This is a genomic window from Acrocarpospora corrugata (assembly GCF_009687845.1).
GTDB classification, from domain to species: domain Bacteria; phylum Actinomycetota; class Actinomycetes; order Streptosporangiales; family Streptosporangiaceae; genus Acrocarpospora; species Acrocarpospora corrugata.
Genome location: NZ_BLAD01000045.1, coordinates 129,803 through 142,915 on the forward strand (window position 1 = coordinate 129,803; position 13,113 = coordinate 142,915).

Genomic DNA, 13,113 nt, shown 5'->3' on the forward strand with positions numbered 1-13,113 from the left:
GGGCAACAGTGCGTGGAGTGTGGCCCAGTTGTGACACAAGGAACGTTTGACCGATCGGCCCAGGAACGTCCGCGGGTACGAATGCCATATAACGGTGTACCTACAGGAAACCGAATCGTATTCTGGCCACGGCGGAAGCAGCCCGACCCCGGAAGGCGTACCCGATGCAGCGTGACCTCTTCGACGAAGAGCATGAGCTCTTCCGTGAGACCGTGCGCGAGTTCCTGGCCCGTGAGGTCGTCCCGCACCACGGGCAGTGGGAGCAGGACGGCATCGTCCCCCGCGAAGTCTGGAAATCCGCCGGCAAACTGGGCATGTTCGGCTTCGGCGTCCCCGAGGAGTACGGCGGCGCCGGCGTCACCGACTTCCGCTACAACGCCATCATCGTCGAGGAGATCATGCGAATCGGCGCCTCCGGCGTCGGCTTCTCGCTGCACAACGACGTGATGGCGCCGTACTTCGTGGATCTCACGAACGACGAGCAGAAGCAGCGCTGGCTGCCCGGTTTCGCGGCCGGCGAGCTGATCACCGCGATCGCGATGACCGAGCCGGGCGCGGGCAGCGACCTGCAGGGCATCCGCGCCACCGCCACCCGCGAGGGCGACGACTACGTCGTCAACGGCCAGAAGACGTTCATCACCAACGGCATCAACGCCGACCTGGTCGTCGTGGTCACCAAGACCGACCCCACGGCCGGCGCGCGCGGCACCACCCTGTTCGTGGTCGAGCGCGGCATGGACGGCTTCGCCCGGGGCCGCAACCTGGACAAGGTCGGCATGCACGCCCAGGACACCGCCGAACTGTTCTTCGAGAACGTCCGGGTCCCGGCCGCCAACCGCCTCGGCGACGAGGACGGCCAGGGCTTCTTCCACCTGATGCAGAACCTGCCGCAGGAGCGCCTGTCGATCGCGGTGACCGCGGTCGCGGCGGCGGAAGCCGTGCTGGCGATGACCATCGAGTACTGCAAGACCCGCCAGGCCTTCGGCCGCAACCTCGGCTCGTTCCAGAACACCCGCTTCGTCCTGGCGGAGCTGGCCACCGAGCTGGACATCGCCCGGCTGTACATCGACAAGTGCATCCTGGCGCTGAACGCCGGCGAGTTCACGGCCGTGGACGCCGCCAAGGCGAAGTGGTGGACGACCGAGCTCCAGACCAAGCTCATCGACCGGTGCGTGCAGCTGCACGGCGGATACGGCTACATGACCGAATATCCGGTCGCGAAGGCGTGGCTGGACAGCCGCGTGCAGACCATCTACGGCGGCACCACCGAGATCATGAAGGAGATCATCGGCCGATCCTTCGGCTTCTGACCGAACCCCGCCGCAGCGCCGATTAACCGCTCATAATGGGCGTGTGGACACCACCGGGCTGATTCTCCTGATCTTCCTGGCGTTCCTGTTCGTCTGGCTGCTGAACAAGGTGCGCCGGTTCTTCCGGCTGGGCAACGCCGCGTACGCCGGCGTGATGATCGTGTTCGTCATCGCCATGCTCCTGATCTGGGGCCAGACCGTTCGATGAACCCGATTCTCGACCCAGAACTCCCGGCGTCGGACCGGGCCCTGATGACAGCTCACCCCGAGTTCCTCGGCACGCCGCACACCCGCCCGCGCTGGGGCGGCCGGGTGCCCGCCGACGCCTGGACCGGCCTGCTCTCGGCCTCCTTGTGGGGATTCCTCCCCGCCCTGATCGCGCCCCTTTACGGCCGCCTCGCCCTGATCGGCGGCCTGCTGCTCCAGGCCGCCCTGCTCACCCTCTGGATCGGGTACGGCTTCACCGCCATGTTCCTGACCGGCCTCGCGATCGAGCTCGTCGCCCTCCTGCTGCTGCTCGCGCTGTCCGGCGAATCCCCGGTGAGCCGCCTGGCCCGCCGCCACCGTGGCCGTTTCCTGCTGGGCGCCGACTTCGATCCGGCGGACGCCGCCCTGATGGAGCGCGCGCAGGCCGCGGTCGCCGCCGTACTGGAGTCGAAGGTCAACGAAGCCGGGCTGCTGGACGACATCGCCAACCGGGTCACTCTCCCCCGGCAGGAATGGGAGATCGCCGAAACCCTGGCCGAGATGTCCCGGCTCCGGCGCGAGCAGCAGGCCGTACGCCGCGGGAAGGTCACCGACCGGATCTCCACGATGCTCGACTCGCACGCGGACGCGCTGCGCCTGGCCGCCGAGTCGCTGGGCGAGCGGGTGGACGCGCTGGAGGACTACGCGTTGCGGACGATGGCCGCGGATGAGGCGTACACCGAATGGCGTACCCTCCAGGACCTGGCCGAGGACAGCGACGCGTACCGGGAACTGCTGGCCCGCACCGTGCGCGACCGGCTGGCCACCGGTGAGCTCGACGCGATGACCGAACGCGCCCGCCTGGTCGAGGCGGCGCTCCGGGAGAGCGTCAAGGACGCCCGGCGGGCCGGGCTCGTGCTGCTCCCCGAGGCGAGCTGATGCCCAAAGTCTCCCCCCGGGCCGAGAAGATCCTCGGCCGCGTGCCCACCGCCGTCAACCTGGTCGGCGCGGCGCTGCTGATCGCCCAGGTGGTGGTGGGCATCTCGCTGGCCACCCCCGCCTCGGATCCGACGGACTGGATTCCACCGCCACCGCCGCCTCCTCCGTCACCGGCGACGATCGTCACCCCCGACGTGGCCGCGATCCCTGAGGTCGAACCCCCTTCGCCGACTCCGGAAGCCACCCTGGAGGTCAAGCGCATCCCCGAAGGCGAGGTCGTCCGTCTACGGCGTCTCCCCGGCGCGGGGTCTCCGGTGATCGGGCAGGTCACGGACAAGAAGGCGGGGCTCACTTTCGTCGAGTTCGGCCGGCCGTGGGGGCGGAGCAAACCGCTCGGCACCGGCCCGATCGTGGACGGCGCCTACAGCAGACGCCAGACCTTCGTCACCGAGGAGTACGGCCCTGACGGGGACCGCCAGTGGTGGGCCGACATCGACAGCCAGCGCCACACGTCCGCCCTCGCCGGCGACAGCCTTTACGACGTGGCCGCCGCGACCCTCGACGCCAAGCAGAGCCGCAGTTTTCCCAGCGGCACGGCCGGAATCGACGTGGCCTCGCAGCCGATCAAGAACGGCTGGGTGATCGTCCGCCGGATGCTCATGCCCGAGAGCGACGCCGGACGCGAATCCCGGATCGAACTGTCGGCGGTCATCGCCGTGGACACCGGCGCGGCCAGGCCCGGCATCCTGTGGATCACTATTCCCGACACGCACAAACGGCTCTGGCCGGACATCAACCGACTGGTGAACTCGGTCCGCGTGCTCCGTCCGTAGGCCCGACATCAGCTCGGTTCGCGTCCTGCATCCGAGAGGCCAGGCATCGGTTCACATGCTCCGTCCGTAAATCCGGACATCAGCTCGGTTCGCGTCCTGCGTCCGTGAGGCCGGGCGTCGGTTCGCGTGTTCCGTCCGTGATCACTCGGGCTACCAGCTCGGGGTCGTCGCTCATCGGCAGGTGTCCGCAGCCCTGGAGCAGGGCGACCCGCTGCTGCGCCCACCGCCCGGCCCGCACTGCCTGCCGGCGCACCAGCAGCCGGTCATGCTCACCCCAGGCCACCGTGATCGGCACCTTCGGCGGCGCGGGCGGCGCCATCCACAGGAACGAGTCGAGCATGTCGTCGAACCCGACCGCCGACCGCAACGCCGCCACCCCCGCCACCAGCGCGGCCGGCTCGACCTGCGCCGGTTTGGCGACCAGCAGCCGTCCGGTGAACGCCCGCCCGGCCGGCGACCCGACCAGCTCGGGCGTCGACGCCACCGCCGCCGCGCGCAGCAGCCGCAGCACTGACCGCGCGTAGAACAGCTCCGACCGGGACCAGAACCCTGCGGGCGACAGCGCCGTAGCCGACCGGACGACCCCCCGCGAAGCCATGTCCAACGCCAGATATCCGCCGAGCGAACACCCCGCCACATGCGGCTCGGAAATCCCCAGTTTCGCCCAGAACACCTCTACCGCGTAGGCGAGCGTCTCCGCGTTGTACGGCAACCCCGGCGGCAACGGCGGCGAAGCCCCGAACCCGGGCAGATCCACCGCGATCACATCGAACCGCTCGGCGAGTAGATCAAGGACCGGCGTCCACGCCTGCCAGTGATGCCCGATGCCGTGCATCAACACCAACGGCGCCCCTCGGCCCCTGCGCTCGTACACCAGCTCCATAACTTCGAGTCAAGCACCGAACTGACCCATATGCCAGCAAGGCAAGCCCCGGTGGTTCTTAGTGACGTAGGTCACAGCTCAAACCGTGAACTCGTACCGGCCGTACGGGCGAAAGCTGATGACATCGCTCAGGGACGGGAGCCCCATGTGATCGCCGAGGAACCCGGCAGAGCCGGCGACGCCGAGCTGATCCGGCGCTCGGAGCGCGACCCGGAGGCCTTCGCCGACCTCTTCGACCGGCACGCGCCCGCGTTGCGACGCTACGTCGCCCGCCGGCTCGGCGACGCACTGGCCGACGACATCGTCTCCGACGCCTTCCTGACCGCGTTCCGCCGCCGCGCCCACTACGACACCACGAACCACCCCGACGCGCGCCCCTGGCTGTACGGCATCGCCGCCCGGCTCATCAGCCGGCACCGGCGGGTGGAGCTCCGGTTCTACCGGGCGCTGGTACGCACCGGTGTCGACGAGATCGCCGAGCCGTACGCCGACCGGGTCGAGGACCGGGTCGCCGCGCGGCAGGCCGGGCTGGCGGCGGCGCTGGCGGAGCTGTCACCCGGCGACCGGGAGGTGCTGTTACTCGTGGCCTGGGCCGACATGACCTACGAGGACGTGGCCAGGGCGCTGAACATCCCGGTCGGCACTGTCCGATCCCGACTGCATCGCGCCAGGGCCAGAACGCGCCAGGCGCTCGGCGACCGAGAGGAGTCTCTTGATGGATGACCTGCGATCACTACGCGAGTGGCGCGCCGAGATCCCCGAGCCAGGCCAGGAGTGGATCATCCCGGAGCGCCGGCGGCTGCTGACGCGGATGCGGGGGCGCAGGTGGGCACTGGGACGCCTGCCCATGACCGGGGCGCCGGGACGCCGTCTGCTCATGACCGGGCTGGGACGCCGCCTGCTCGTGATCGGGGTGCTGGGGACCGCCGCCGCGGTCGCCGTCACCGTGCTACGGCCGCAACCGCCCGCCCCGGGACCGGCGAGCACCCCCTCCCTCATCCAGCTTGACGCCGGCGCGGTGTTGGCCCAGGCCGCCGAAGTGGCAGGCAGCCGCGGTAGCACCCAGGCCCCCCTGCCGACGCAGTGGCACTACACCAAGACCCTGGACAAGCAGCCGAATTCGGACGCGACCGAGACCCGCGAGGGATGGCTGCGCTATGACGGCCGGCAAACCGCGGATTACGGCGAGGACGGCAGGCTCATCGTCAGCAACCTCCCCCCGGATCCGGGCGACGACGACCTGTCGCCGCAGCAGTACGACGCCAGGCTCCGGGCCCTGCCGACCGACCCGAGGAAGCTGCTGGCCAAGGTCACCGGCGACCGCCACTGGATCGACTACCCCCGCGAGGAGGGCGTCCCCCGCAGCACCGAACCCGCCGCCGCCCGCGCCTACCGCGTGATCATCCTCTATCTGAGCCGGTACGGCACGATGCCGCCGCGACTGGAGGCGGCCATGTTCCGGGCCCTGGCCCTCATCCCCGGCATCCGGATCGAACAGGGCGTACGCGACGCCGCCGGCCGCAGCGGGCTGGGTGTGTGGCTGGAGGGACCCGGTGACCTGCCGTCCCGCCAATACGACATCCTCGCCCCGGACACCTACCGCTACCTGGGAACCCAGACCGTCTGGCTCCGGGACGAGTACATGTTCGGCGAGAGCAAGCCCGGCTTCCGCAAGGGCTCGGTATGGAGCACCGCCCTGATGACCTCGGCGATCGTCAACCGACCAGGCCAACGTGACTGAGGTATTCGTCCCTGCCATAGCGTCATCATCGACGCAATCCCCGCCCAGCCCATCCAGACCCCGCAACCACCTCAGTCAGCGGTGAGCTCCATGAGCACTTCGGCGGCGGTGGCGCTGCCCTTGTCGGCGAGACGCCGCAACTCATCCAGGTCTTCTTGTTCAGAGGCGAGCTTGATCAGCTGGTCGTTCGCAGTGGCGTTTCTTCCGTCGGAAAGACGCCGAAGCTCATCCAATAGCCATGCTCGGAAGCGAATTCGATGAGTTCGTCAGCTGCGGCCTTGTCGCCGTTCTCGGCTCGTTACCGCAGGACGGACAGGTCGGATTCCGTCATGGTGTGCGCTCTCCGATGGTTCAGGCGCGGGTGTCTCTGTCATCCGCCGAGAGTGGGGAATTTGCCTGACGCACGAAGCTCGTCACGGTTAGTGGTTCCCGGCCCGTCCAGGGATGTCTGCGAGACGAGCGTGAGACGGCTACTCCCCCGCCGGCGGTGCTGGCCGGGCTTGGGACAGGACCTCGACCCGGTCTGGCGCTCTCCTTCGCGTCTGGTGCCACCGAGTGGAGGCCTCGGACGCCCCCTCATCGGCGCTACGCCGTCGTGCGCCCGGCGAAGCGGCCCGCTACGCCGGCGTGGTGTGCCTGGCGAAGCGGCCCGCGCTACGCCGGCGTGGTGCGCCCGGCAAAGTGGCCCCGCGGCCGGGTCGCGGTCATAGCGAGGCCGGTGCTGCCGCGCCGGACGTCAGAGCCGCCTGCACGATGCGAATCGCCTCGCCCGCGTCGATGCCGACGCTGGCGATCACGGCCGCGTAGTCGGCGGCGGCCCGGCGGGCCCGCTCCCGGCCCTCCTCGCCGGCGGCCGACACGAACGAGCCCGCCCGCCCACACGTCTCGATCAGCCCCGCCTCCTCCAGCTCCCGGTAGGCCCGCCCGACCGTGTTGACGGCCAGGCCAAGGTCGGCCGCGAGGTGGCGGATGGTCGGCAGCCGGGCGCCCACGGCCAGCGTGCGGTCCTGGATCTGCCGGGCGAGCTGGGCCCGTAGCTGCTCGAACGGCGGCACCGGGGAGGCCGCGTCGATGACGATCATCGGACGCTCATGGCCTGCCGGGCCACCGTCGCGCTCGACGGCGTCCTGGCATGGATCGCGACGAGCGCGACCAGGCCCAGGAGCAGGTAGGCGACCGCAGCGATGCTCCACCAGCCGGGCGCGGTGCCGAACAGCAGCACCATGGGCAGCGTCCACTGCACGTTCGGCGTGGTGAGGTCGCGGGCGTCCTCGACGCGCATGATGACGTCGGCGGTCAGTGACTCCTCGTCCTCCGCCACGACCAGGTGCCTGAGCAGGTGGCGTAGTTGCATGGCGGTGATGGCTGTCGCGCCGAGCAGGCCGATCAGCAGGACGACGGCCAGCTGCCGCACGGTTGGGTCGGGAATGGCCAGGGCGCTCCCGGCCAGCACCATCGAACCGGCGAACGTGGCGACCGCGAAGATGGCATACGGCCGGCCGAGCACGGCCCGCCAGCCGGGCTGGATCAGGTGGGCGGCCCTGCGGGACAGCGTCGTGCCCGCCCGCTGGTCGACGCGTCGTACCCACCGGTCGAGCAGCGACTGTGCCAGCAGCAGCCCGGCCACCAGCGCGGTCAGGGCCAGCAGCGACAGCGGGTGATGCGGCTGGAAATCGCCGAAGGCGGAAGTGGCGGCGAGCGCGCTCGCGAGGATCAGCACGGTCAGGATGATCTGAGCGGCGAGGCGGGCGCGTCGGCGGACCGCCAGCCGGCTGGCCAGCAGCGGGGTCGGGCGGGCGCCGGCCAGGTCGTGCTGGGCCAGCCACTCGCCCGCCAGTCGCAGATCGGCCGCACGCACCGACGGGTCGGCGTCCGGTAACGGTTCACGGGGCATAGCGCCTCCTTTGTCGCAAGCTTTGTAGCAATATGGTGCGTCATGCTTTGCGACAAAGTCAACGCCGGTGGACTCTCGTCGTCCCGCTGGCGCGAGCTTCGCCGAGAGCGAGCCAGGCTCGGTGTGGAGGCGCAGCCCTGATGGCCTCGGCAACCGACCAGGTCAGCGTGGCTGACGTGCTGACCGATTCATTCAGGGAACCACTCGCGGATCGAGAAACCGGTAAGGGACTCGAAAGCTTTGTCGACTTCGTCCGGGCTTGCCCTGTATCCCTCGTGGAGGATGGTGCCGACGGCCCCGAGAATGTCGCGCTCATGCCCAGGCAGGTCACCGCCCAACGAGAGGGCACGCACCAGGGGTGCCACGGCTTCGCCGTACCGCCGCGCCCGGGTCAGGGCAGATCCCTGAACGCCCAGGCTCCGCATGAAGGCGTACAGATAGGCGTCACGATTACGCTCGGCCAGCTCACCGAAGAGCTTGACGGCCTGCCCGGCGACCGACACGGCCGCTTCCAGCCGCCCCATCTCCGCCAGCAGCAGCGCGTGGTTGTTCAACGACTTGGCCAGGTCGGGCAGGTGCGCCTCCCGATTGAGCTCAACCAGCCCGGTACGCAACCGAAGCGCCCGCTCGGAGACAGGCACCGCCTCCTCCCGCCGCCCCACCTGCGTCAACGACGTGGCCAGCTCAGGCAGATACGCGTCACGGTGAAGCTCCACCAACTCACCGTGAAAACGCACAGCCTCCTCGGAGACCGGTACCGCCTTTTCCCGCAGATCCACGTCCACCAACAACGCCGCATGATTGCTCAGCGAGGCCGCCAGGCGCGCCGCTCTACGGCGAGCTGACGTGCGAGAGCGCCGTGCTCGTGAACGCCAACCGGCAGCGACCGCCCATCCTCGATGGGCCGATGACCTGAGGTCAGCTCGGCTCCCGCACCTGACATCAGCTCAACTCGACTGCCATCGGCTCGGCTCCCGCACCTCACATCGGCTCGGCTCGGCTCGGGACATCGGCTCGGCTCGGCTCGGCTCCTGACATCGGCTCGGCTCCGCACCCGGACCGTCGGCGATGTGTCCCCACGACCGGTGAGTGGTGAACTCGGCCGGTGAGTGGAGGACTTGGCCATCCAATGACGCAGCCAGTTCCCTCCTCTCATTCAGCGGTGAGTTCCATGAGCACTTCGGCAGCGGTGGTGTTGCCCTTGTCGGCGAGACGCCGCAACTCATCCAAGTCATCTTGTTCGGAGGCGAGCTCGATCAACTGATCGGTCGCAGTGGCGTTTCCCTGGTCAGAGAGACGCCGCAACTCATCCAGGTCGCCATGCTCCGAAGCGAGCTCGATCAACTGGTCGGTCGCGGTGGCATTGCCCCCGTCAGAAAGACGCCGCAACTCATCCAAATCGCCATGCTCGGAAGCGACCTCAATCAGTTGATCGGAGGCGGTGGTGTTGCCCTTGTCGGCGAGACGCCGCAACTCATCCAGGTCTCCCTGCGCGGAAGCGAGCTCAATGAGTTCGTCAGCTGCGGCCTTGTCGCCGCTGTCGGCCCGTTCCCGCAGGACGGACAGGTCGGATTCGGTCATGATCCGCACTCTCCAATGGTTCAGGCTCCGGTCGGTCCGGACCTGGCGTGTCTATGTCATCCGCCGGGAGTGGGCAGCTTGCCTGAAGCCCGAAGCTCGTCGCGGTATGTATGCCATTCATCCAGCAGCGCAGGTAGCCGCTCGCCGAGGAACTCAGCCAGGGCGACCATTTCCTCAAGCGGAGCGCGGCGTTCCGGCGGAGCATCGGCCAGTAACGCCAATCCCTCTCGGAACAGCGCCGCATGCTCCGTGTGGATCGCGGAGTTGAAGTTCTGCGGCTGCTGGCTCACCGGATCCAAGCTCACCCGGTCCATACGCTCACCGGCAACACGCGTCCGCCGCGCCATCCGATAGCTCTCAAGCAGCTTGACCGCACCAGTGATCGCGCTCCGGCTCGCCAGCAACGCGTCGCCCAATTCATCGATCGTCTGCTGTGGCGGATCGCAGACGAACAGATACCCCAGCAGACGGCCAGCCATCGGTGGAAAGCCGTACTGACGTGCATAGAAGCGGCCGACATGGTCGGCGAAAATCAGCTGTGAATCACGCTGCACACCATCGACGGTAGCAGTTCTAACTGAGATAACACAAATTTGTGTCATCTCAGTTGTCACCCCCGGCACCGTCCTCGCGCCAGCAGCGTCAGAGCGTGCACATGATGCGCTCGGCTGTTGCGATGGCGTCGCCGGGGCGGGTGGAGTTCACCTGGACTACCACGACCTTTTCGCCGTCCTGGCTACTCATCACCATTCCGCCGTAGCCGTGGATCTGCCCGGAATGGCTGAGCACCCGCTGCCCGCAGCCGAGCGTTCTGGTGAAGATCCCGAAGCCGCCGGATTGGAGTCGTTTGCCCACGTCCTGGGCGAACAGCCAGTGGTAGAAGGCCGACACGTCCGCCGCGGTCGAGACCAGGCCGCCCGCCGTCCAAAAGATCGAGGAGTCCAACTCGGCGATGTTCACCCCGCTGTGGCTCCCGTGCGCGAGACCCTCCGGCAGGTCGCCGGTGGGCAGTTCGGTCGCGCTCAGACCCAGCGGACGCGTGATGCTCTCCCACAGCAGCTGCCTGTACGGCCTGCCCGACACCTTCTCCAGAATCATGCCAAGCAAGATGTAGTTGGTATTGGAGTACCCCCGAACCTTCTTATCCGAATATTTCAGCAGCTCCCGGGGCGTCCAATGGCGAAGGTACGCACCATCTTCCAAATCCTTCTCGAAGCGCTCATCGCGAAGGTAGTCGGAGATGTCGCTGGTGTGCCCGAGCAAATCCGCCACGCGTGCCTCGGTCTTGATGACGCCAGGCAGTAACTCGTCCACCCGATCGGCCAGCGCCAGACGCCCCTGCTCAACCTGCTCCATCACAAGGGTCGCGGTGAACGTCTTGGTGATGCTGGCGATCCTGAACCGGTGCTCAGGCCGCATCACCACCCCGACGTCAGCCAGCCCCGCCGCCGCCTGCCACGTCTGCCCGCCTTTCCTGACATGCACAACCGCCCCCTGCGACCCGGTCTCGACCAAGAGCGCCGCCTCTTTCTCCAAGGCAGGCGCCGCCGACACCGATGGCCGAGCAGCCGGCGCCTGGATAGCGGGAGATGTGCACGCGGCGACCGCGACGAGCAGGGCGAGCAGGACCGGCATCCGCATCACCTCATAGTGAAGAAGGGACCCCGCGCACGGAAGGGAAGAGGCTGCCGCTGGAGGACGAAAGCTGTGGAACCCCTTGCGTGGAAGGGGGGAGCTCCCTGCCTGAATGCGGGTGGGATCCACAGCACATCGCCTCCGAACGCCAGGACGAGGCCAACTTGACCTCGACTATCCAAGCGATGAGCGGGCCGGCGGATGGCGGAGCGGCGACAGCCAGACCGAGGTCAGGAACACGAGGCTGGTTCCAGCGCAGCCCAGAGCTCGATCAGCGAGCGAGCGTATTGCCAGCCATACCGACGGTCAAAAGCACGAGGCCGGTGCCCAGCCCAGCCCAGCGCTCGATCAGCGAGCCCGGCGGATCACCAACGCGGCGGTAGCCATACCGATGGTCAGAAGTACGAGGCTGGTGCCCAGGGCGGCCCAGATCGTGGAACCGGTGGGGTGGCCGAAGGCTAGGTTTCGGGCGGTGTCGAGGGCGTGGGTGAGGGGGTTGGCGGTGGCGACGAGTTGGAGCCAGGTCGGCATGGTCGTGATGGGGACGAAGAAGCTTGAGGCGAACATCAGGGGGAACATCGCCATGAATCCCAGTGACTGCATGAATGCCGCGTTTCTCTGCCAGGCCGCGAGTGCGAGGAAGATCCAGGTCAGGGACCAGCTCACGAAGAGGGCGAGTAGTGTCGTGGCCGCCTGACCCGCTATTCCTCCGGCCGGATCGAAACCGAAGACCGCGACGCCGAAGGCGGTGAGGAGGAGCATCTGCACCGCCGTACCGGCCAGGTCGGCGAGGCTGCGGGCCACGAGGACCGAGATCATGCTGATCGGCAAGGCGCGGAGTCTTCCGATGACGCCGTTGTTCAGGTCGTCGACCAGTCCGATCCCCGAACCGAGTGCTCCGCCGACGCCGGTGATGACGATGATCCCGGGCATCAGGTAGTCGATGTAGCCGATGCCGGGCGGGAAGCCGTCGACGCCGGCGACGCCGTTGAACACCTGGCTGAACAGGATCAGGATGATCAGTGGCTGGATCAGCGAGAGGATGACCAGTCGCGGATTGCGGCCAGTGCCCGGAGCGATCGTCCGGTGAGAATGGCGATCTGGTCGCCGATACGGGTCCCCTGCCAGGCCGTGCCAGTCGTACGGATCATCGGAGGCTCTCCTGTGGTTGCCGGTGGAAGTGCATGTAGACGTCGTCCAGCGTCGGCTCGGTGAGCCGGAGTTCGGCCACCTCGATCGAGGCGTCGTCCAGCGCCCGTATCACCCTGATCACGTCGGGGGCGGCCTCGACCGGAGTGACGAGTTCCCGGCCGACCTCGTCGATCAAGGGCCGCAGCCCCGCGCGACGGAGCGCGTCCAGCCCATCGGACAGACCATCGGACGGGCCACCGGACAGGCCAGCGGAGTTCTGGCTCGTCGTCGCGAGCCGTATGTGCACGGCGCGCTGCCCGACCAGGGCCTTCAGTTCGGCAACGGTCCCGACGCGACGGCCTTCCCCCGGGACAGCACCGTGACCGAGTCGGCCAGCCGGTCGGCCTCCTCCAGGTGCTGGGTGGTGAGCAGGATCGTGGTCCCCGCGGCAGCCAGGGTCTGGACGATCTCCCAGACCGCGCTGCGGGCGGCCGGGTCGAGACCGGTCGTGGGTTCGTCCAGGAAGACGACGTCGGGCCTGCCGACGAGGCTGGCCGCGATGTCGAGCCGCCGCCGCATCCCGCCCGAATAGGTCCCGCAGGGCCGATCCGCCGCCTCGGCGAGGTCGAACATCTCAACCAGTTCCCGGGCTCGGGCACCGGCTTCGCGGCGGTTCGCGCCGAGCAGCCTGGCGATCAGGATGAGGTTGTCCCGGCCCGACAGCTGCTCGTCCACCGAGGCGAACTGTCCGGTGAGTCCGATCCTTCGGCGTACCTCGCGGCTCTGGGTCGCGACGTCGTAGCCGGCCACCCGCGCCGTGCCCGCGTCCTGCGTCACTGTCGTCGTGAGGATGTCGACCAGCGTGGTCTTACCTGCGCCATTGTGGCCGAGCGGCGCGGCCACAGTCCCCCGGGGCACCCGCAAGGTCACCTCGTCCAGGGCTGTGACCTTCCCGAATGCCTTCCGCCAATGGCGTCGAT

17 protein-coding genes are annotated in these 13,113 nt (G+C 68.4%); 6 read left to right on the forward strand and 11 right to left on the reverse strand.

From position 1 onward, the window contains the following. The first annotated feature begins 164 nt into the window (after positions 1–164). Genes Acor_RS13115 through Acor_RS13125 form a run of 4 tightly spaced genes read left to right on the forward strand, consistent with a single transcriptional unit; the run spans position 165 to position 3,268 of the window. Positions 165–1,310 carry an acyl-CoA dehydrogenase family protein gene (locus tag Acor_RS13115; RefSeq protein ID WP_155336887.1) on the forward strand — a complete coding sequence of 382 codons (1,146 nt, stop codon included), beginning with the start codon at positions 165–167 and terminating at the stop codon, positions 1,308–1,310. A gap of 43 nt (positions 1,311–1,353) precedes the next feature. Further along, on the forward strand, positions 1,354–1,518 hold the full coding sequence (locus tag Acor_RS42155) for a hypothetical protein (RefSeq protein WP_170316900.1): 165 nt from the start codon (positions 1,354–1,356) through the stop codon (positions 1,516–1,518). Further along, on the forward strand, positions 1,515–2,435 hold the full coding sequence (locus Acor_RS13120) for a hypothetical protein (protein WP_155336888.1): 921 nt from the start codon (positions 1,515–1,517) through the stop codon (positions 2,433–2,435). The genes Acor_RS42155 and Acor_RS13120 overlap by 4 nt, the downstream gene beginning before the upstream one ends. Next, positions 2,435–3,268, forward strand: coding sequence for a hypothetical protein (locus Acor_RS13125; protein WP_155336889.1), 834 nt, complete (start codon positions 2,435–2,437; stop codon positions 3,266–3,268). Before Acor_RS13120 ends, Acor_RS13125 begins: the two co-directional genes overlap by 1 nt. A 79-nt stretch (positions 3,269–3,347) precedes the next feature. Here Acor_RS13125 and Acor_RS13130 read toward each other — a convergent pair whose 3' ends face one another. After that, positions 3,348–4,151 carry an alpha/beta fold hydrolase gene (locus Acor_RS13130; protein WP_155336890.1) on the reverse strand — a complete coding sequence of 268 codons (804 nt, stop codon included), beginning with the start codon at positions 4,149–4,151 and terminating at the stop codon, positions 3,348–3,350. A gap of 147 nt (positions 4,152–4,298) precedes the next feature. Here Acor_RS13130 and Acor_RS13135 point away from each other — a divergent pair, with 147 nt between their 5' ends. Together Acor_RS13135 and Acor_RS13140 are read left to right on the forward strand one after the other, a co-directional pair. Continuing rightward, positions 4,299–4,874 carry an RNA polymerase sigma factor gene (locus tag Acor_RS13135; RefSeq protein WP_246238620.1) on the forward strand — a complete coding sequence of 192 codons (576 nt, stop codon included), beginning with the start codon at positions 4,299–4,301 and terminating at the stop codon, positions 4,872–4,874. Continuing rightward, positions 4,867–5,892: a CU044_5270 family protein gene (locus tag Acor_RS13140; protein WP_155336892.1), complete on the forward strand. Its 1,026-nt coding sequence runs from the start codon at positions 4,867–4,869 to the stop codon at positions 5,890–5,892. The genes Acor_RS13135 and Acor_RS13140 overlap by 8 nt, the downstream gene beginning before the upstream one ends. A 71-nt stretch (positions 5,893–5,963) precedes the next feature. Here Acor_RS13140 and Acor_RS43175 read toward each other — a convergent pair whose 3' ends face one another. From Acor_RS43175 to Acor_RS44295, 10 genes are all read right to left on the reverse strand, one after another. Then, positions 5,964–6,125: a hypothetical protein gene (locus tag Acor_RS43175; protein ID WP_218034258.1), complete on the reverse strand. Its 162-nt coding sequence runs from the start codon at positions 6,123–6,125 to the stop codon at positions 5,964–5,966. 471 nt (positions 6,126–6,596) lie between these two features. Continuing rightward, complete coding sequence (locus Acor_RS13150) at positions 6,597–6,974, reverse strand: GntR family transcriptional regulator (RefSeq protein ID WP_155336893.1); 378 nt, start codon at positions 6,972–6,974, stop codon at positions 6,597–6,599. Further along, positions 6,971–7,786 carry a hypothetical protein gene (locus Acor_RS13155; RefSeq protein WP_155336894.1) on the reverse strand — a complete coding sequence of 272 codons (816 nt, stop codon included), beginning with the start codon at positions 7,784–7,786 and terminating at the stop codon, positions 6,971–6,973. Before Acor_RS13155 ends, Acor_RS13150 begins: the two co-directional genes overlap by 4 nt. Positions 7,787–7,974: 188 nt before the next feature. Further along, positions 7,975–8,577, reverse strand: a complete 603-nt coding sequence (locus Acor_RS13160; RefSeq protein ID WP_170316901.1) for a tetratricopeptide repeat protein — start codon at positions 8,575–8,577, stop codon at positions 7,975–7,977. A 361-nt stretch (positions 8,578–8,938) separates the two neighbouring features. Beyond that, positions 8,939–9,367, reverse strand: a complete 429-nt coding sequence (locus Acor_RS43180) for a hypothetical protein (protein ID WP_218034259.1) — start codon at positions 9,365–9,367, stop codon at positions 8,939–8,941. Between the two features lie 56 nt (positions 9,368–9,423). After that, positions 9,424–9,921, reverse strand: a complete 498-nt coding sequence (locus tag Acor_RS13170; RefSeq protein ID WP_155336896.1) for a GbsR/MarR family transcriptional regulator — start codon at positions 9,919–9,921, stop codon at positions 9,424–9,426. 88 nt (positions 9,922–10,009) lie between these two features. Continuing rightward, positions 10,010–11,002, reverse strand: coding sequence for a serine hydrolase domain-containing protein (locus Acor_RS13175; RefSeq protein WP_170316902.1), 993 nt, complete (start codon positions 11,000–11,002; stop codon positions 10,010–10,012). 348 nt (positions 11,003–11,350) lie between these two features. Then, positions 11,351–12,130, reverse strand: a complete 780-nt coding sequence (locus Acor_RS13180; RefSeq protein WP_155336898.1) for an ABC transporter permease — start codon at positions 12,128–12,130, stop codon at positions 11,351–11,353. Positions 12,131–12,149: 19 nt separating this feature from the next. Beyond that, positions 12,150–12,440 carry a hypothetical protein gene (locus tag Acor_RS44290; protein WP_246238621.1) on the reverse strand — a complete coding sequence of 97 codons (291 nt, stop codon included), beginning with the start codon at positions 12,438–12,440 and terminating at the stop codon, positions 12,150–12,152. Between the two features lie 23 nt (positions 12,441–12,463). Beyond that, positions 12,464–13,051, reverse strand: coding sequence for an ATP-binding cassette domain-containing protein (locus Acor_RS44295; protein WP_246238622.1), 588 nt, complete (start codon positions 13,049–13,051; stop codon positions 12,464–12,466). Between the last annotated feature and the right edge of the window lie 62 nt (positions 13,052–13,113).